Source organism: Parafannyhessea umbonata, from assembly GCF_900105025.1.
In the GTDB taxonomy this organism is placed as follows: domain Bacteria; phylum Actinomycetota; class Coriobacteriia; order Coriobacteriales; family Atopobiaceae; genus Parafannyhessea; species Parafannyhessea umbonata.
Window position 1 is genome coordinate 1,539,825 of record NZ_LT629759.1, and the last position, 18,144, is coordinate 1,557,968.

Genomic DNA, 18,144 nt, shown 5'->3' on the forward strand with positions numbered 1-18,144 from the left:
CTCCCTGGGCGCCGGCGCAGGAGCGCCTACGCGCCAAACTTCCTCAGCAGGTCCATGACCTCGTCCACGACCTCCGTGTCGCCCTGCTGGATCCTCTCGACCACGCAGGTCTTCAGGTGGTCGTGCATGACCATGCGGCTCACGGCCTTGACGGCGCTTTCCGCCGCCGCCAGCTGCGTCAGCACGTCGCCGCAGTACCTGTCGTCCTCGATCATGGCCTTGACCCCGTTGAGCTGGCCGATCGCACGGTTCAGCCTGCAGGTCACGCTCTTCTTCAGCTCGTCCGAGCGCGGCGTGTGCTTGTGTGCCGGCGTCGCGGCGCCAGACGCGGCGCAGCCGCACGGCGCGGCCGTGGCCAATGCGGGGGCGTTCTTCTCGCCCCGCGTCCCCGCCGCCGTCGCGTTCCCCTGCCCTGTGCCATGACGGACTCCCTTCCGTTCCCCGGGAACATATACCCCCAGGGGGTTCCTCTCACTGCATCGAGACTATACCCCCAAGGGGTACCTGTCAACGGGCGAGAAGGACGCGGGCCCTCTGCCCGCACACGCCGCACACATCGACCGCACGCCGTCGGGCGGGGGCTGGCGCGGCGAACCGTATAATCGTTTGCAGCGGCCTGCCGCACGGCGGCCCGCGCACGAGCACCAGCACCGCACGCACCGGCACGCCAAAGGAGCGACGCATGAGCTTTCTTCCCGTCAACAAGCAGGACATGGCAGATCGCGGCTGGGACCGCTGCGACTTCGTGTACGTGTGCGGCGACGCCTATGTGGACCACTCGTCGTTTGGCATGGCCATCATCACGCGCACGCTGGAGGCGCACGGCTACAAGGTGGGCGTCATCTGCCAGCCGGACTGGCGCGACCCCGCAAGCGTGCAGGTCCTGGGCCAGCCGCGCCTGGCGTTTCTGGTGTCCTCCGGCAACATGGACTCCATGGTCAACCACTACACCGTGGCGAAGCGACGCCGCTCCACGGACTTCTACTCCCCCGGCGGCAAGATGGGCCTGCGCCCGGACCACGCCACCGTGGTGTACTCCAACCTCATCCGACGCGCATACCGTCACGTTCCCATCGTGCTGGGTGGCATCGAGGCATCACTCAGGCGCCTTGCCCACTACGACTACTGGAGCGACTCGCTCAAGCGCTCCATACTGCTCGACAGTGGTGCCGACCTGCTCATATACGGCATGGGCGAGCTGTCCGTGGTCGAGGTGGCAGACGCACTCGACTCCGGCCTGCCCGTGAGCCAGGTCTCGTGGATCCACGGCACCGTGTACAAGACGCGAAGCATTCAGGACGTGGACCGCCCGCTCACGCTTCCCACCTGGGAAGAGATGCAGGCGGACAAGCTGGCCTACGCGCGCAGCTTTGGCATCCAGGGAAGGAACCTGGACCCGTTCAGCGCGCGCACGCTGGTGGAGGAATACCCCCACGGCGTATACGTTGTGCAGAACCCGCCGACCATGCCGCTCACCACCCAGCAGATGGACGAGACGTACGAGCTCCCGTACGAGCGGACCTACCACCCCATGTACGAGGCCGCCGGCGGCGTCCCCGCCATCAAGGAGGTCAAGTTCTCCATCGCGAACAACCGCGGCTGCCTGGGACAGTGCAGCTTCTGTGCGCTCAACTTCCACGAGGGCCGCATCATCCAGAGCCGCAGCCACGCCTCCATCCTGCGCGAGGCGCGCCTGATGACGCAGGACCCGGACTTCAAGGGCTACATAAACGACCTCTCGGGCCCCACGGCGGACTTCCGCATACCCGCGTGCGCCAAGCAGCTGAAGCACGGAGCCTGCCCCAACCGGCGCTGCCTTGCGCCCGAGCCCTGCCCCAACCTCCGCGTCACGCACGAGGACCTGGTCCAGCTCCTGAGGGAGCTCCGCGCCATCCCCGGCATCAAGAAGGTCTTCATCCGCAGCGGCATCCGCTTCGACTACGCCATGCTCGACCCCGACCACACCTTCATAAAGGAACTTGCGGAGTACCACACCTCCGGCCAGCTGCGCCTTGCCCCCGAGCACATATCAGACAAGGTGCTCGAAATCATGGGCAAGCCCCACAACCACATGTACGAGGACTTCTGCAAGGAGTTCGAGAAGTACAGCCGCCAGGCCGGAAAGGAGCAGTACGTGCTGCCCTACCTCATGAGCAGCCACCCGGGCTCCACCATGCGCGAGGCCGTCAGGCTCGCGGAGTTCTGCCGCGACCTTGGCTACAACCCCGAGCAGGTGAGCGACTTCTATCCCACGCCGTCCACGGTCTCCACCTGCATCTTCTATACCGGCGTGGACCCGCGCACCATGGAGCCGGTCTACTGCCCCACCAACCCGCACGAGAAGGCGATGCAGCGCGCCCTCATCCAGTACCGCAACCCCAAGAACTACGACCTGGTGGTGGAGGCCCTGCACAGGGCCCACCGCGAGGACCTCATAGGCTACGGCCCCAAGTGCCTGGTCAGGCCCGACGGCCCGTGGCGCAGCAAGAGCGACGCCCCCGGCGGCAGGCGGCACGGCCACGGCAAGGCGTCCGGCAAGCGCGGCAAGGCCGCCGGCGCGGGCGCCCGCAAGGCCGCAGGCAAGCGCAACGGCGGCGGCAACGGCAAAGCCCCCTCCACGCCGCGCGACCACGGCACGTACGCCTCGCGCGGGCGCCACCCGGGCAAGCGCCGGGGCAGGTAGACCCTACGCCCGCCTGATGGCGTCGCGCAGCGTCTGCATGTCCAGGTCCACACTCGCGATCTCGTCGGCGCAGCGCTTCAGCTCCTGCGTCAGCAGGGCCTGGTTCCTCACGGACTTCTTGTACTTCATCTTGTGCTCAAGCGTCGCCCAGAAGTCCGTGGCAACGGTGCGAATCTGGATCTCGCACGAGGGGAGAAACGCCGCCGCCCCGCTCGTGAACCTCACGTTCATGTGATAGCTCCGGTAGCCGTTCGGCTTCGGGTTCTTGATGTAGTCCTTCGTGCGCAGCACCTCGACCTCGGGCTGGCTCTCGATCCAGCGCACCGCGGCGTACACGTCGTCCCCAAACGCGCAGATAATCCTCAGACCCAGGATGTCCTGCACGTCCGCGTCGATCGCGGCCGCGAGCGACGATCCGTCGCCGCCCTTGCGCCGCACCTTCTCCACCAGGCTCTCCGGCGACTTTATGCGCGAGGTGTAGTACACCACGGGCCTCAGGTCGTCGGAGTTGCCCTCCGTGCAGGCAAAGCCCTCGGCCAGGTCGTTCAGCTGCTCAAGCCCCTCCCGCAGCCGCGGCAGGTCCTTCCCATAGAAGCCCTCCAGCTCGGCCTCGCTCTCTGCATGGCATCTGCCGGCCAGCACGCGGCCGGCGCTCTTCTCGTCAGCGCTCATCGCTGCCTCCCTCGGTCTCGTGCCTCCGCGTCCGCTGCGTGGGGTCTCGCGTCGTCGGCAGCGTCACGACCATCGTGACGGAGCTTCCGTCCGCCTCCGCCTCGGCGCGCGCCTTGCCGCCGTGCGCACGGGCAACGGCCTCCACCATGGAAAGCCCGATTCCATAGCCACCCGCCTCGTGGGTCCTCGCCCTGTCGGACTGGTAGAACCTCCCAAACCAGCGCCCCACCTCCTTGGGGTCCACCCCCTCGGTGGCGTTCCTCACGCTCAGCTCCGCCTGGTGCAGGTGCCGCTCCAGCCGCACCTCGATGGGGCCGCCGTCCACGGAGTACTTCAGTGCGTTGTCGATGAGCGCACCGACCATGCGCTGCAGGTACTGTTCGTTGCCCCGCACGCAGACGCCGTCGCACACGTCGCTCGCCAGCGGGTGGCCCTCCGTCAGCGGCCGCGACTTGAAGCCGCGCACCTCCCGCGCCACCACGTCGGAAAGGTTCACCACGCCGGCGTCGCGCTCGTTCGCGGTGGACGCGCGTGAAAGCACAATCAGGCTCTCCGTCAGTCCGCTCATCACGTCCACCTGGCTCTTGATGTCGTCGATCCACTCGCTCTCGCCCACGTCCATCGCCAGGACGTCCGCATCCGCGCTGATGATGGAAAGCGGCGTGCGCAGGTCGTGCCCCGCGTCGATCACAAACTGCCGCTGGCTCTCGTGCGCGCGCACGATGGGCTGCACGATCCGTTTCGACAACAGCAGGAAGATCACGGTCACCACCACGACGCCCGCGCCATAGATCTTCAGCTCGGACGCGATGCTCGCGCTCAGCGCCTCCAGCTGTCGCGCGCGGTCGAGAAGAACCACGACCTTCGTCCCGTCCTTCTCGGCCCTCACGCCATAGCGGAACTTTTCCACGTAGCCCCGGTCGCCGCCGCGCGAGAGCGCGCGCCTCACCATGGCCTGTGCCTCGCCCTCGTCGATCGTCGCGACGTGGTCGAGGTTCGTCTCCTCGAGCGTGCCGTCTGACGCCACCCGCGTCACCAGGTAGCGCATCTCGTAGAAGCCCTCGATCTTGCTGTTCGAGTACCTGGAGAGGTCCTTCGGGAGCTCTCCGCCCTCCTCGACGATGGTGTCGATCGACTTGTCCGCGTCCGCATCCACCTGTGCTCGGCGCGTCATATACGTTCCCAGGAACATGACGCCCAGCAGCACCACAAGAGAGGCCAGCACGCTCAGGGTCAGCTGTATGCGCAGCCTACGCTCCAACGGTCTCGACCATCCTCCAGCCGTCGCGGTCCGACCCCTCGACCTTCACGCAGGAACCCAACGCGTCCAGCTTGCCGTTCAGGTAGCTTGCGTACAGCTCCACCTCGCCTTCGAGCGCGGCGCCGTCCCATACGCGCTCGCGCAGCCAGTCCGTGTCCACGGCCTTGCCGCCCGCATGGGCCAGAAGCGCCGCCATCTGGGCCTCGCGCTGGCTCACGCCCAGGGAGGCCGTGCGCGTGGTGAGCGTGGAGGAGTCCTCCTCTATCACCAGGTCGCCAAAGCGCACCTTCGACGACGCGCCGGACCTGTGCCGCGCGGCGGCGCGAATGCGAGCCACCAGCTCGCGACTGTCGTACGGCTTCGTTATGTAGTCGTCCGCGCCGTCCGCCAAGCCGGCGACCTTGTCGTCCACCTGCGTCTTCGCGGTCAGCAGTATCACGGGAACGTCGTTTCCCTCCGCACGGACGCGTCGCAGCACCTCGAGGCCGTCAAGCCCCGGCATCATGATGTCCAGCACGGCGACGTCAAAGTACCCGCGGTCGAGCGCATCCAGCGCCTCAAGGCCGTCGTGGGCCACCTCCACGGCAAGGCCGTTCTTCTCCAGGATCACCTCGGTCGCACGGCCAAGCCGCACGTTGTCCTCCGCAAGCAGTACGCGCATGAAAGTCCCTTCGTCTCGCAGACGGCCCCGCCGCATCGCGGTGGGCCCAGCGTCCGTGTGGACGCCACCCCGCATGGCTATGGTACCCATAAGCGCGTGCGGGCCGCCGCGCGCCCGCTCGCCGATGCCCACGTATGAAACGCGGGCGCACATAGCTGTACGCCCGCTGAAACATCCTGCTTGGCATGTCTTGGCGCGTCCGGCCCCACGCTGCCCCCGCGACGCACCCATGCCGCCAGCCGTCGCGGGCCTACTTGCCGTGCCCCTCGATCACCATGTTCTCGAAGCGGTGAGACATGAACTGGTTCGAGAAGTTCTTGTCCACCCACACCTCGAACTGGTTCTTCGGCGGGATGCCCTGGTCGCGCTCCGCGCGCCTCGTGAAGCACGCCAGCGTCATGAACACGTCCAGCGACAGGTACGCCGCAAGTATCAGCACAAAGATCACCTGCCGGCGCGTGGTGGGCTCGCCAATGAGCCCCAGAAGCCACGGCGTGATTACGTTTGCCCAGATAAGCCCCAGCGCGCCCCAGAAGAACAAGAACGGCCACGCCACCCACTTCGTGATGCAGCCGGGGACGGTCGTGTAGTCCCACGACACCGCGCCCATGAGCGTCTCCATGCCCCAGCCGGTCAGCTGCTCAAGCAGGCCTCCCACGACCATGGATACCAGAAAGACCATCCACCACTTCGCCTTCTTGCGGCGCAGCTGGAGCGATATCAGCGTCAGCAGCACGGCCCCCACGCCATACAGGGGCGAGAAAGGCCCCCATACCAGGCCGTAGCGCCCCTGCGTAAGCCCCAGCGTCACGAACATCCACAGCTGCTCGAGCAGAAGCCCGCCCACGGAGCCCACGATGAACAGGATGACCACCTGGTACCAGCCAATGCGCATGTGGTCCACGCGGTCGTCGCGCACGACCCGCTCGCGCTGCGCAAGCAGGTGCAGCTGGGCGCGAGACAGCTTCAGCGGCTTGCCTATGAGCTCGCGATAGCCCTTCAGGCGATAGTAGTAGTCCAGCTCCCGCGCCGCGTCGCGAACCTCCTGGGGCAGCTCGCGGTCCTCCGCCGCGCGCTGGATGGGCTTGCCGCGACCAAGCCAGGCGACAAACCACCTGACCGCGAACACGATCCCCCTCACCACGAGGGCGAGCACCAGGAGGCTCACGAGTGACCAGAACATGCTTGCGTCTCCTATCTTCCTGCCGCGGGCGCGCGCCGCCGGGCGCCGCCGCGGACCAGGCTAGCGAATCTCCACCGTCCGGCGGAAGCCCACCAGCGCAAGGACGATTCCCGCCAGCGCCAGCACGCCCAGCACCGTCCACACGTGCCCCAGGTACGCGGCGGTCGCCGTGTACTCCGGCAGGTTGTGGTTCACGCCAAGCACGCCGGGGTTCAGCGGGAAGTTCGTGATGTAGTCCTGCAGGCGCGCTATGAGCTTGTCGAAGAACGGTATGGGGAGCCCTCCCACGGGAGAAGAGCTCACCTCGCCGTTCACCTGGCCCGTCACCTGGTACGACACCTGCCTCATGATCTTCTTGACCGAGGTCTCCGCCTTCCACGGCAGCATGTCGATGTCGAAGATCGTGCCCAGGCCGGAAAGGCCCCACCGCACGATCGTCGTCTCGCGCAGGGGACGCACCGCGTCGGGCAGGCCAAACAGCGTCTCGGACATGATGAGCTCGTAAATCAGGATGAACGGCGCCACGGTCAGGGCCTGCTGCGACGTGCGCACGATGGCCGACACCCCCAGCCCCAGCATCTGCGCCGCAAACGTAATCAGGAAGAGCGTCACCAGGTACTCCGGCATCGCGGGCGCAAGCAGCGCCTTCGTCTCTATGGGAAACTCGATGATCGACGTCGTCATCCAAAAGAGGACGCCCGTCTGGAGAAGGGCGTGCACGGCCTGCCACACCACGTTCGCGAACACGAAGCTGTACGGGTTGAGGCCCGAGAACTTGTCGCGCTCCAGCACGTCGCGCGCGTCGCAGATGCACAGGATGGAGTCGAAGAGCCCCATCCACAGGCAGCAGCACACCACTATGAAGAAGCCCACCTTCGCGTTCTCGTAGTAGTCGAACATGCGGTAGCGGATGACCCACGCCGCAAGCGAGCTGATGATGAGGGCGGACGCGCCCATCATCAGCTCGGACCTCTTGTTGAACGACTCCCTGGCAAGCATGGCGACCTGCCCAAAGAAGCTCAGGCTCATCAGCAGATGCCCCCCAGCTCGTCCGGATGGTCCCGACGCCACTCCTCGAAGCGCCTGATGAACGGGTACGGGTCCTTGTCCATAAGTGTGTATATCTCGCGCGTGGAACGGGTGTCGAAGTACTCGAACAGCTTGACCGGCGTGCCATAGAAGCAGACCTTGCCATGCGCGAGGAAGCAGATCTTGTCGAACAGCTGGATGTTCTCGTAGTCGTGGTTGATCACGAGCGCCGTCATGTGCCGGTTGTGGACCAGGCTGTGCAGCACCGCCACCAGGTTGCCGGAGTCCCCGGGGTCCAGGCCGCTCGTCGGCTCGTCCAGCACGAGGCCGTCCGGGAACGAGAGGAGCTCGCACGCGACGGACACGCGGCGCTTCTCGCCGCCCGAGCACTTGCGTATGAGGGTGCGGCGCACCTTCTGCAGGCCAAGCTCACGCACGACGCGGTCCACACGCTCGCGCGCCTTCTGCCGGGGCAGGTGCTTCACGGCACGTGCGTAGAAGTCCAGCTGCTGGGCCACGGTCAGGTTCTCGTGCACGAGGTTGCGCTGCGGCACGAAGCCCAGGCGCCCGCCAAACACCACGCGGCCGTGCGTCGGGCGCAGCGTCCCCAGGATGATGCTGCCCAGCGTGGACTTGCCGCCGCCAGAGCTGCCCACGATGGCCACAAGCTCGCCGCCCTTGATGGTGAGGGTGATGTCGTCCAGAACCACCTTGCGCCCGAAGTTGCGGCTCACGTGGTCGAGCACGATGTTGCCGCCGCGCACGGAGCCGGCAACGTCGTGCTCCGAGCCCTCCGCAAGCGCGCGCTCGCACTCCGCCATCTCCTCGCGGGCGTCCTCGCGGCCAAGCTCCAGCGCACGTGCGAAGAGCTTCCGGGCAAGGTCGTAGTCCTGCTCCACGAACATGCCCGTGCCGTAGTACAGCGCAAGCTGGAACGCGGCGTCGGCGTTGCCGTTCTCTATCGCGAGGCTGAACCACGCCAGGCCGCGGTCCACGTCCTGGTCCAGGTACTTGCCGATGAGGTAGTAGTAGCCAAGGTCCCACATGGCCGTGGTGTTGCCCGCCTGGGCGGCGCGCTCCCACCACTCGCGCATGAGGTCGTAGCTCTGCGGCACGCCGTTTCCCGCCTGGTAGCGGTTGCCCAGCGAGCGCATGGCCGCGCGGTCCCCCGCCGCGGCGCGTGCCTTGAGCTGGGCGATCTCGCCCTCCTCCAGCTCCGTGTCGTCCTCGTCGCGCCCCGGGGCGGAAAGTGCGTCGTGGTAGCTCGGCCGCTCGGCGCTGCCGGCCTCCACCAAGTCGTCCGCCGCCGCGTCTCCTGCCGGCGCGTCACCTGCCGGGGATACGCTCTGCGCGGGGGCATCGCCGTCCGCAGGCTCCTCGCCGGCGTCCTCAGCGGGCTCCTCGCGCTCGCCCTCGGAAGGCGCGTCGTCTTCCGAGGTGGCGTCAGCCGGCTGCGGCGCGCTCTTCTCGCCCTGGGCGAGAAGAGCCTCGTCCTCCGGCCGGGCCTCCACCGTGACCTTTGGCTCGCCCGCGGCCGCGGCGTCCGCCGCCTCGCCCGCAGCGTCCGATGCCGCACGCGCCTTCGGAAGCGCAACCGTCACGTCGCCGGGCTCCGCGGGGACGTCCGTCTGGCGCGGCCTTGCCAGCGTGGAGTAGTCAATGTACACACGCAGCTTCTTGCCGCGCCTACCAGACTTGCCAGCCTTTTCAGGCTTGCCAGGCCTGCCGTGCGCGTCGCGGCCCGCAGCGGCCTCCACCATGCCTTCGGGGCGCGCCTCTGTGGCGTCGGTGCCAGACGGCGCGTCGCCGCCCGGGCGCGCGTCCTTCTCGCCCTTGGCGGCCTTGCCCTTCTTGTCCTTCTTCTTGTGCTTCTTCCGCTTGCGCTCAGGCTCTGGCTTGCCCCAGTAGACCTCGGAGTCGCTCTCAAGCTTCTTCTTGCCCATGGCCCACCGCTAGCTCGTGATGATCGACACGATGTCGCTTGCGCCCTTGAGCAGCGTCAGCTCGTCGTGGAGGCTCTCGTACGTGTCGTTCGTGCCGGAAAGTATGCTCAGCAGCCGGTCACGCGCGTGGTTCAGGCTCGATATGTGGGCGTCGCCCGCGGCGCGCACCTGCTTCTCGCAGTCCTTCGTGATCTTTTGCGCCTTGTCCACCTTCTTGAGCAGCTTCGACAGGTCCTTTGCCGAACCTATGCCCGAGCCGTCAGCGGGAACCACCTTCTGGAGCCCGTCGCACACGGGCATCAGGGCGTCGTCGCACGAGCGCTTGCCCACGGCGGCCAGCGTGCGGCCCATACGCACGTCGTCGCCCACCACGGGAAGCCGCGCGGGGATGCCCCACACCCACAGCTGCGTCTGCTCCTGTATCTTGTCCATCGCGGCGGTCAGGCTCTTGGACGCCTTGATGGCGGCCGGGTAGTCCGCCTTGCGCGCGGCGGCCGTCAGCGCGTCGTAGCCCTGGTTCACGTCCATCATGCCGTCCTGTATGGCAAGGTAGCTGCGGCCGAGCGCAAACAGGTACGCAACCAGCAGCGCAAGCACCACCAGCAGGATCGCCTGCCTGCGCCGGCGGCGCGTCTGGTCCGCGGCGGGACGGGGCTCCTGCGGCGGAATCTCGTCGCGCCCCAGGCCCAGGTTGGTGAGGTGCTTGGCCATGCTCGCCTCCACGTAACGGATGACTCCACGGGGCACCGCGTGCCGGCGCCCGCTCGTTAGGCTATCTTAGCACCCGCGCCGGACACGCCGCGCCGGCAGACCCTACAGCATGAAGCGAGGCGTGCGGCCCTCGCGCGTGGCGCAGGCAATCTCCTCCAGGGCCGCGGCCACGCTGTCCTCGTCGCAGCGGCCAATGTGGTAGCGGGCCGCCGCGGCCGCGGCGGGCGTCGCGTTCGCCACGGCGACGGAGTTCTCTAGCGCGCCCATCAGGGCCAGGTCGTTCTCCGCATCGCCAAAGAACACCACCTCGTCCTGGGATATCCCCATGGCGTCCAGCAGCATCGGCAGCGCCGTGCCCTTGTTCAGGCCGCGCGGCACCACGTCGCACCACGCGTCCACAGGCTGCACGAGGTCGAACTCAGGACACGCCTCCATGCCGCCCGCCTTGATCTTCTCCAACACGTCCTGTCCCAGCGGACAGGCGACCGTCGCGGCGATCAGCTCGTCTTCGGGCACCGCGTCTGCCAGCGTGCACGCAAACTTGAAGCGCTCAGCGTACGGCGCCGCGTCCGCCTCCGTGGTCGCTATGCACCACGCCGGGTTCGTCTGGTCGTTTGCCAGCGGGTACGCGGTCACGAAGCAGTGCTCGAAGCCGCGCACGTAATCGCTCAGGCGCTGCAGCGCGGCGTTGTCGATCAGGCTCTTGCGGCGAAGCTCGCCATCCACGTAGATCTTCTTGCCGTTCGAGAGTATGCCCGTCTGGAACGCGGAGTCGTCGCCGCCAAAGAAGCGCATCAGCTCCTGCGTGTCGCGGCCGGTCGCGGGGCCAAACTCCACGCCGGCGGCGCGCAGCTCGCGAATGGCGTCCATCGCGCGCGGGCTCACGCGCTCCGCGCCAAACGGTATGAGGGTGTTGTCCATGTCCGTCAGGACCAGCTTGATCATGCTCTGCCTTTCGCTTGGGTTGCGACGCCGGGGTGCGGCGACCGCGCGGGCGCCGGGCGAGAAGTGCCGCCGCCAAAGACCATAGCATCGCCCTCTGCGCAAACATCAACACTTCTGAAAGTTTTCGCTTTGCCATGGATGCCGACGCATAAATGGCTACCCTGTTGTGTGCAAGAGTTCGCGTCACGCGGCGGCACGAGCACCGCCGCCGCCCTGACACCAGGCACCGGGAGGTTCCACATGCTTATGCCGCAGGAGAGCGCACGCAGGCTCTTCTTCCCGCAGGCGTACGCGGGCGGCGAGGGGGCACAGTGGTCCGGCCTCCCTTACTGGGAGTTCAGCGTCGAGCTCGCGGGCTGCGGGCTGTGCTCCGCAGCCATGTGCATCGACCTGCTCACAAACCGGGACCTCACGCCCCGCGACGTGCTCGCGCGCTACCGCAAGGACGGTATGGACGACGCGGGCGCGAGCAAGGTGGGCGGACGCAACATGAGCACGCTCCTGAACGAGTACAACGCGCGCACGTTTGGCATACGCTCCTTCCCCATCGAGCGCAGCGTGGACGCGTTCAGGCAGGCGCTCGCGCAGGGCGACGTCATCTGGGCGTCGAGCTCGGACCACCAGGGCACGCACCCGTGGCACTACGCGGACGGCTCCCTGCAGCCGCTGGACCCGTGTGGCATCCAGCACCCGCACGGTCACATCGTGTGCGTCTGGGCCTACGAGGACGGCGCGTTCCTGGTGAAGGACCCCCTTGGCCCCAGCCAGCTCTGCAACAACGTGCGCTACACGGACGACCAGATGGAGCGGTGGCTCGCGGGAAACGACCACCAGCAGTACCGCGTCTCCGTGGCACGGTAGCGCCCGCGCCTACAGGTCGCGCTTCGTCAGGATCTCCTGCGGGACGAGCCCGCACGACTCCACCACGGCACGCGCGTAGTCCGCCTCCTCGGCCGACATCCCCTCGCACACCAGCGACATGTCCGGCACGTCGATGTTCGCCTGGCCGGTCGACTCGTTGTCCGTCGGATCCGGGAAGCGCTCCATCGCACGGTCCACCATGAGCCGGTATGCGGGCGAGAAGGGCGAGAACTTGTACTTATCGCCCAGCTCTGCCCTGAGCTTCATCATGAGGTCCACGCCCGCGCGGTCGACGTCGCCCCAGTAGAGCACCTCCACCGTGTCCGCCCCCAGCGTGTCCAGCAAAAGCGAGAGCCGGTTGTGCTCAAGCACGGGCGTGCCGCCGCCCAGCACCACGGCGTGCACGCGCTCGCCCAGGATCTGCGTGCGGCCGTCCTCGTACATGAGGTCGTGAACGTCCAGGTAGGGGTCCAGGTTCTCGGTCACGAGCACGCGCATGTGCTTGCGGCGGCGCGGCGCGTGGTACACCAGGTCCGGCTTGGGCATGGGGCGGTGGCGGACGACGTCCTCCATGCCCATGGCGCGCAGCAGCCTGAAGCCGTCGCTCCCGTACTCGAAGAACTTCTCGTCCCCGCCCATCTGGTAGGCAAGCTGCCTCCGCGTGATGTCGCCGGGGAGCATCCCGTCTGTCAGCACGTCGTTTATGGCCGTGAGCTCATGCTCGTACATCGTGAAGGCGCCGGGGTGCGAAAGCAGCCAGCCGTTCATCCAGAAGCGAGGGTCCAGCGCCACGATCTTCTGGCGCGCCTCCGCGTCCGCGTCGCCGCCGCGACGCACGTACGGCACCTTCTTCAGGTCGCGGCGCGGCGCCTCGCGGCGGCGTGCGCCGCTGCGCCTCGCGGGCCTGCCGGAACGCGGGGCGTCCACAGGCTCGGGGGAAGGCGTGACCTCGGCCTCGCCGGCCGCCTCAGGCGAGGCGGGCGCGTCCTTCTCGCCCGCGTCAGCACCTGCCTGCACGTCCGTTGGGGAGGCGGTCCCGGCGGCGCCGTCCGCAGCCTCGGTCGTGGGGTCTTCCGTGGTGTCAGCAGCCTCCCCCGCTCCGTCCGCGGTGTCGTCGTCCGCGGCGTCGTCCGACGTCGTGGCATCGGGCGCGTCGTCCTCGCGCGATCCGCCCGCGCCGTCAGCAGCCTCAGGCGCAGGGGCGTCCGCCGGCGCATCCAAAACGTCCGTGGCGTCCGCGGCGCCATCCGCGCCCTCCCCGGCAGCCTCGTCGGCATCCGCCACGGTCGCGGGAACGCGCACGTCGTATGCGCCGTCCTCATCCGCGCAGGGCACTAGCACGCCGGCGCGCATCATCTTCTTCAGGGCGTTCGCGCTCACCTTGTACTTGCCCAGGATGCGCTCCACGTCCTTCGCCGTGGCCCGCCCGTCGGGAAGCCGCACGAGCGCACTCGCGATACCGGGCGCATAGCCCCTGTCCGCAGGCCCAAGCTCCTGCACCAAGACGCCGCGCAGCGCCTCCGCATCGTCCCGTTCCCGTCCCGTCATCTTTCGAGCCATTGTCTCGTCCTTTCGATGCGCCCAACGCGCAGGCGATGCACCCTGGCACCCTCTGCCCCGCGCGGTCACGCACCATTTCATCAAAAACATGCAACGCGACCATCAGGACGCAGAATTTATGTCCACTGCGGTCGCTATATCACTAATAGTGACATTCGTGCTCGCACGTTTCCAGACGAACGGAGGAAATCATGTGCCCTAACACGGAAAACGACCACGCCCCCGACATCCGGGACACCAAGCCAAAGGCCAGCACGGGCCGCGTCTTCGAGGTCGGCTACGTGCCGCACGAGCGCGACGCCGCCCAGGCAGACGCAACGGGCGGCGCAGGGCGAGAAGAGGCCAAGGCACCCGCTGGAACCCCGCCCTTCCCCGGCACAAGCTCGCCGGCAGCAAAGCCCAAGGAGAAGAAGCCGCTCTCTGAGGCGGAGCGGAAGCACCGCCTCCGCACCAGGGTCGTCGCGGTCGTCATCGCGGCCGTGGTCGCCCTGCTTGGGGGCGGGTATGCCGTCGTTTCACACAACGAGCAGGTCGCCCACGAGGAGGCCGTCGCGCGCAAGAAGGCTGCGGAGAAGAAGCGCCAGGAGGAGCAGGCAGAGGCCATCCGCGTGCACGACGAGTACGTCTCGAACCTCAACAAGGTGTACCTGTACATGATGGGCGGCGCCGTAACCTCGGAGACCGCGTGCAACCTCACCTCGGGCGTGTGGCATGACGCCATCTTCGGCGGCTGGGACGACGAGACGAGCCCCTACCAGGCGAGCGATTTCAACGACGCGCTCAAGAAGCTGTACGAAAGCGAGAAGTACCAGGGGTACGTGAGCGGCATCGAGGACGGCAACGACAAGATAGACGACATCATGCGCGACCTCACCGATCCGCCAAGCGACTGCGAGAGCGCCTACGAGACGCTGCAGGATCTCTACCCCGAGTACCAGTCGTTTGCCAGCCTCGCGACCGACCCCTCCGGGAGCTACACGACCTACACCCAGAAGTTCGAGGAGGCCGACTCAACCGTGAGCTCGAAAATCCAGCTCCTGGGCACCCAGATACCAGACCCCATCCAGTCCGACGACAGTTCCAGCAGCTAGGATGGGTCGCGCGCGCAGACGAGGCGGCCAGCGTCACGGCAACGCCTAGAAGTGACCGTTTCCGTTGTTGAAGGCATCGTCCGCAGAGATCGGCTGAATCACGTCCCAGTGCTCCGCGAGCATTCCGTCTTCCACGCGATAGATGTCGCACACCTTCGCCGCGCCTCCGTTCGCGCGGAAGTCGCAGCGGAAGAACACGAAGACCCTGTCGCCATCCTCCGCCGCGGCCATGATGGTCATGTGCGGATCAAGCCGGAAGAAGCCCTCGGCAAACGCACGGAAGCCCTCTCGCCCATCGGCGACCTCGGGACTGTGCTGCCTGTAGTCCTCGCGCATGTAGCGCCCGAGGTCGCTCAGGTCATGTGCGTTGAACACCTTGTCGTAGAACTCGAGCACGAGCTCCTTGTTGGTCATGATTCTATCCTCCCAGTCAATCGCATCGATAGCCACCGTTCCCATTCGCAGGTAGCGCTCTCGCTATCGCTCGTCCGAGTCGCCGTCCTTTTCGTCCGCCTCGCCCTTCTCGGCGTCGTCGCCAGTGTTGGCCTCCGCCTTTGCGGACTTCCTCGTCCTCACCGCGTCTGGATCGACGCCCGCCGCCTCGAGGATGTGGCGGACGTTCTTCTTTGCGTTCTTGATTCCCTTGTAGAGAACGGCCGAGAAGAGCGCACCCAGCACCATGAGGGCGATGCCAAGCACGAGCACCCACGTCGCCGCGTTCTGCCAGACGCGGGCGTACACCATGAGCGCCCCCACAGCCACGACCGAGTACCCTATTCGCTTGTACACCTCGAGCCTCATGATTGCCTGCGTCTGCCTGTCCGCCTCCCGGATGAGGGCATGGCGCTTCTCTGCGCTCATCGGGGGCGCGGCATAGGTTGGCTCGGGAGCGTCCGCCGACGAGGTGGGACGCTGCGTCTTCTTACCGTTCTTGCTCATATGTCCTCCCTGAAGACATCGGATACAGGAAGCATAGCCCACGCCTGACTTGTACGAACTCGAGGGCTTCGTCCATCTTGCGCACCCCATGACAAGGCCGGCCTCTCGCATGGTTGCGGGAGGCCGGCCGCCTGTGGGGGATTCGCCCTGCGTCGCGCACTTCATCCCAGAGTGCACGTTCCTAGGACGACAGGTCCTGGTTTCTAGTACTTCAGCTTCGGGTCGAAGAAGCCGACGAGAACGCCCACGAACGCGATGCCAACGAGGATGAGCATGACGACGGTCGGGCTGATCTTCTTCTTGGTCATGAGCCACCAGCACAGCCACACGAAGAAGAAGTTCAGGGCCTTCGGGAAGATGCCGTCGAGCGTGTCCTGGAGGACGAACGCGCTGTCCTTCGTGAACGTGACCTGGAGCGCAGTCGTGATGTTGATCCACGTAGCCGCAACGGCACCGATGACCATGGTGCCGACCATGACGATGGAGCTACGGAGCGCCGCGGACTGCGGACCGACGAGTGCCTCGACGGCGGCGCCGCCCATGGTGTAGCCCTGGTTGTACGCATACTTCATGCCGAAGTACATCGCGACGTTCCAGGCGACGATGTAGAACAGGGGGCCGAGCACGGAGCCACCGGTGGAGAGACCGAGGGCGATGCCCAGGAGGATGGGGATGAACGTGCCGACGATGATGGAGTCGCCAAGGCCGGCAAGCGGTCCCATGAGGCCGGCGCGGATGCCATTGATGGTCTCGTCGTCCAGGGGCTCGCCGTTGGCGCGCGCCTCCTCGAGGCCTGCGGTCAGACCGACGACCAGCGTGCCGATCTGGGGCTCGGTGTTGAAGAACGTGGTGTAGGTCCTGAGGGAGTTCACCTTGTCCTCGTCGTTGTCATACAGCTCGTCGACCACGGGAAGCATTGCGGCGAGGTAGCCGAACGTCTGCATGTGCTCCTGCGAGAAGCAGGTAAGGTTGCCGTATGCCCAGTTGCGGAAGCTCTTCTTGAGCGTCGCTTGGGAAATCTTCTTCTTCTCAGCCATTAGATGTCCTCATCTTCCTCGTCGTCGTCAGCAGCAGCGGCAGCAGAGCCCTCGGCGATCGCGGGCCTGGCAGTCTTGACCTGCTGGATCTCGTAGTTGATAAGAGCGAAGAACACCGCGATCAGCGCGGACGCGATCAGGTTGCACTTCATGACGGCAGCGAGCGTGAAGCCGAAGCCGAAGACGACCCAGTCGAGCGGCTTGTTGATGACCTGCTTGCACAGGATCGCGACACCGACGGCGGGAAGGAGCGAGCCGACGGTGAACAGCGTCTTCATCGCGATGCCGTCCATGGGCAGGAACTCCTTCATGGCCTGGACCATGGGGGCGCCGGCGAGGCAGATCACGAACGTCGGGAGGAACGAGAACAGGATGTGACCGATCCAGGGCAGGACGAAGTCGACCATCGGAATGGTCTTCTTGATCTTCTCCCAGTTGCCGGACTCCATGGCCTTCCAACCAATGCCCTGCCAAACCAGGTTGATGGTCGCGGTGCCATAGAAGAGGACGGTTCCGAGGGTGCCGACTGCGGCGCCGAGCGAAGCGGCGAGGCCTGCGGCGGCGGCGGAGTTGGGGTCGAGGCCCTGCGCCTGGATGGCGAGGATGGACAGCGGGATGCCGATGTAGGTGACGGCACGAACGTCGGCGGAGACCGTTCCGCCCGGGGTCACGAGCGCGATGTAGACGAGCTGGATCGCCGCGCCGACGATGATGCCCAGCTGGACGTTGCCGAGGATGATGCCGACGACGAGACCGCCGACGAGGGGGCGTCCGAGGGTGTAGTTACCGATCGTGGTGCCGCCCATACCGGGAAGCGATGCCAGGCAGGCGAAGATGCCCAGCAAAGCGGCTTGGAACACGTTAATGGTCATGCGTGTCACTCTGCCCTTCGTGTCTAGGATGAACCCTTACTTAAGGTCGAACTGATCGCGGAACTTCGGCCACTCGCCGATGGACTTCTCCTTGATCAGCGCGAACTCCACGGTGTAACCAGCCTTCGTGATGTCCTCCAGGGCCTGTGCCTCCTCCTGGGTGATGGACTGGTTGTTGCCCAGCTTGACGGCGCCGGGACGGTCGTTGCACGGCCCGATGATGACGCGCTTGACGTCGGAGGGCACGAACTTGTTGTCGACGAGAATCTTCTTCATGTCGATGGGGTTCTTGGTGATGAGGAAGTACTTGGAGTCAGAATCGAGAACCTTCTGGGCCTTGGCGAGGAAGTGCTCCATCGTCCAGACGAAGATCTTCTTCTCGGGTGCGGCGCCCTTGTAGGCGGCCTTCAGCACCGGGTTGGTCGCGGCCGCATCGTTGACGGCGATGATGCCGTCGCACGGATACTCCAGGGACCACCTGGTTACCGTCTGGCCATGGATCATACGGTCATCTACGCGCACGAACGAAATCATACCTACTCTCCCCTTTCAAAACTTGCGTACAGTTCCCCCACAGGCCCCCGCAAGGGGGTCTGGTCGTGCCACTTTGGTAAGCGCAATCAGACGGTCAGGCCGTCAGCATGTCTGGCGAGAAGGACCTGCGACTATGGCAGGGGCACTTCTCCCCTAGGAAGT

General features: G+C 66.3%; 18 protein-coding genes. 3 read left to right on the top strand and 15 right to left on the bottom strand.

What is annotated here, in order from left to right:
• Positions 1–26: 26 nt before the first annotated feature.
• Positions 27–359, bottom strand: coding sequence for a metal-sensing transcriptional repressor (locus BLT96_RS06940; protein ID WP_090862950.1), 333 nt, complete (start codon positions 357–359; stop codon positions 27–29).
• A 323-nt stretch (positions 360–682) separates the two neighbouring features.
• Between BLT96_RS06940 and BLT96_RS06945 the strand changes: the two genes are divergently transcribed.
• On the top strand, positions 683–2,683 hold the full coding sequence (locus BLT96_RS06945; RefSeq protein WP_090862953.1) for a YgiQ family radical SAM protein: 2,001 nt from the start codon (positions 683–685) through the stop codon (positions 2,681–2,683).
• Positions 2,684–2,686: 3 nt separating this feature from the next.
• Here BLT96_RS06945 and BLT96_RS06950 read toward each other — a convergent pair whose 3' ends face one another.
• From BLT96_RS06950 to BLT96_RS06985, 8 genes are all read right to left on the bottom strand, one after another.
• Entirely contained in the window at positions 2,687–3,355 is a 669-nt protein-coding gene (locus BLT96_RS06950; RefSeq protein WP_090862956.1) for a GTP pyrophosphokinase, read from the bottom strand.
• Positions 3,345–4,616, bottom strand: a complete 1,272-nt coding sequence (locus tag BLT96_RS06955) for a sensor histidine kinase (RefSeq protein WP_090862959.1) — start codon at positions 4,614–4,616, stop codon at positions 3,345–3,347. The genes BLT96_RS06950 and BLT96_RS06955 overlap by 11 nt, the downstream gene beginning before the upstream one ends.
• A complete protein-coding gene (locus tag BLT96_RS06960) occupies positions 4,606–5,277 on the bottom strand; it encodes a response regulator transcription factor (RefSeq protein WP_157692188.1) in 672 nt (223 codons plus the stop codon). Before BLT96_RS06960 ends, BLT96_RS06955 begins: the two co-directional genes overlap by 11 nt.
• 250 nt (positions 5,278–5,527) lie before the next feature.
• Positions 5,528–6,460, bottom strand: a complete 933-nt coding sequence (locus BLT96_RS06965; RefSeq protein ID WP_090862964.1) for a putative ABC transporter permease — start codon at positions 6,458–6,460, stop codon at positions 5,528–5,530.
• A 60-nt stretch (positions 6,461–6,520) separates the two neighbouring features.
• Positions 6,521–7,489, bottom strand: a complete 969-nt coding sequence (locus tag BLT96_RS06970) for an ABC transporter permease (RefSeq protein WP_090862967.1) — start codon at positions 7,487–7,489, stop codon at positions 6,521–6,523.
• Positions 7,489–9,432 carry an ATP-binding cassette domain-containing protein gene (locus BLT96_RS06975; RefSeq protein WP_090862970.1) on the bottom strand — a complete coding sequence of 648 codons (1,944 nt, stop codon included), beginning with the start codon at positions 9,430–9,432 and terminating at the stop codon, positions 7,489–7,491. The genes BLT96_RS06970 and BLT96_RS06975 overlap by 1 nt, the downstream gene beginning before the upstream one ends.
• Positions 9,433–9,441: 9 nt before the next feature.
• On the bottom strand, positions 9,442–10,143 hold the full coding sequence (locus tag BLT96_RS06980) for a hypothetical protein (protein WP_090845908.1): 702 nt from the start codon (positions 10,141–10,143) through the stop codon (positions 9,442–9,444).
• 102 nt (positions 10,144–10,245) lie between these two features.
• Positions 10,246–11,088, bottom strand: coding sequence for an HAD family hydrolase (locus tag BLT96_RS06985; RefSeq protein WP_090862973.1), 843 nt, complete (start codon positions 11,086–11,088; stop codon positions 10,246–10,248).
• A gap of 240 nt (positions 11,089–11,328) precedes the next feature.
• On the opposite strand from BLT96_RS06985, the gene BLT96_RS06990 reads away from it, so the two are divergent.
• Complete coding sequence (locus tag BLT96_RS06990) at positions 11,329–11,949, top strand: C39 family peptidase (protein WP_090862976.1); 621 nt, start codon at positions 11,329–11,331, stop codon at positions 11,947–11,949.
• Between the two features lie 9 nt (positions 11,950–11,958).
• Here BLT96_RS06990 and BLT96_RS06995 read toward each other — a convergent pair whose 3' ends face one another.
• Positions 11,959–13,509 carry a Wadjet anti-phage system protein JetD domain-containing protein gene (locus tag BLT96_RS06995; protein ID WP_090862978.1) on the bottom strand — a complete coding sequence of 517 codons (1,551 nt, stop codon included), beginning with the start codon at positions 13,507–13,509 and terminating at the stop codon, positions 11,959–11,961.
• Between the two features lie 191 nt (positions 13,510–13,700).
• Here BLT96_RS06995 and BLT96_RS07000 point away from each other — a divergent pair, with 191 nt between their 5' ends.
• A complete protein-coding gene (locus BLT96_RS07000; protein ID WP_090862981.1) occupies positions 13,701–14,600 on the top strand; it encodes a hypothetical protein in 900 nt (299 codons plus the stop codon).
• A 45-nt stretch (positions 14,601–14,645) separates the two neighbouring features.
• Here the strand turns inward: BLT96_RS07000 and BLT96_RS07005 are convergent, their stop codons facing one another.
• The 5 genes from BLT96_RS07005 to BLT96_RS07025 all read right to left on the bottom strand — a co-directional run bounded on the left by BLT96_RS07005 (position 14,646) and on the right by BLT96_RS07025 (position 17,982).
• Positions 14,646–15,014 carry a nuclear transport factor 2 family protein gene (locus BLT96_RS07005; RefSeq protein ID WP_090862984.1) on the bottom strand — a complete coding sequence of 123 codons (369 nt, stop codon included), beginning with the start codon at positions 15,012–15,014 and terminating at the stop codon, positions 14,646–14,648.
• A 63-nt stretch (positions 15,015–15,077) separates the two neighbouring features.
• Positions 15,078–15,539 carry a hypothetical protein gene (locus BLT96_RS07010; protein ID WP_090862987.1) on the bottom strand — a complete coding sequence of 154 codons (462 nt, stop codon included), beginning with the start codon at positions 15,537–15,539 and terminating at the stop codon, positions 15,078–15,080.
• A gap of 203 nt (positions 15,540–15,742) precedes the next feature.
• Positions 15,743–16,576 carry a PTS system mannose/fructose/sorbose family transporter subunit IID gene (locus BLT96_RS07015; protein WP_090845895.1) on the bottom strand — a complete coding sequence of 278 codons (834 nt, stop codon included), beginning with the start codon at positions 16,574–16,576 and terminating at the stop codon, positions 15,743–15,745.
• Positions 16,576–17,448, bottom strand: coding sequence for a PTS mannose/fructose/sorbose/N-acetylgalactosamine transporter subunit IIC (locus BLT96_RS07020; protein ID WP_090862990.1), 873 nt, complete (start codon positions 17,446–17,448; stop codon positions 16,576–16,578). Before BLT96_RS07020 ends, BLT96_RS07015 begins: the two co-directional genes overlap by 1 nt.
• Before the next feature lie 36 nt (positions 17,449–17,484).
• Positions 17,485–17,982 (bottom strand): PTS sugar transporter subunit IIB, encoded by a 498-nt coding sequence (locus BLT96_RS07025; RefSeq protein ID WP_090845891.1) that lies wholly within the window; start codon positions 17,980–17,982, stop codon positions 17,485–17,487.
• Positions 17,983–18,144: the final 162 nt, after the last annotated feature.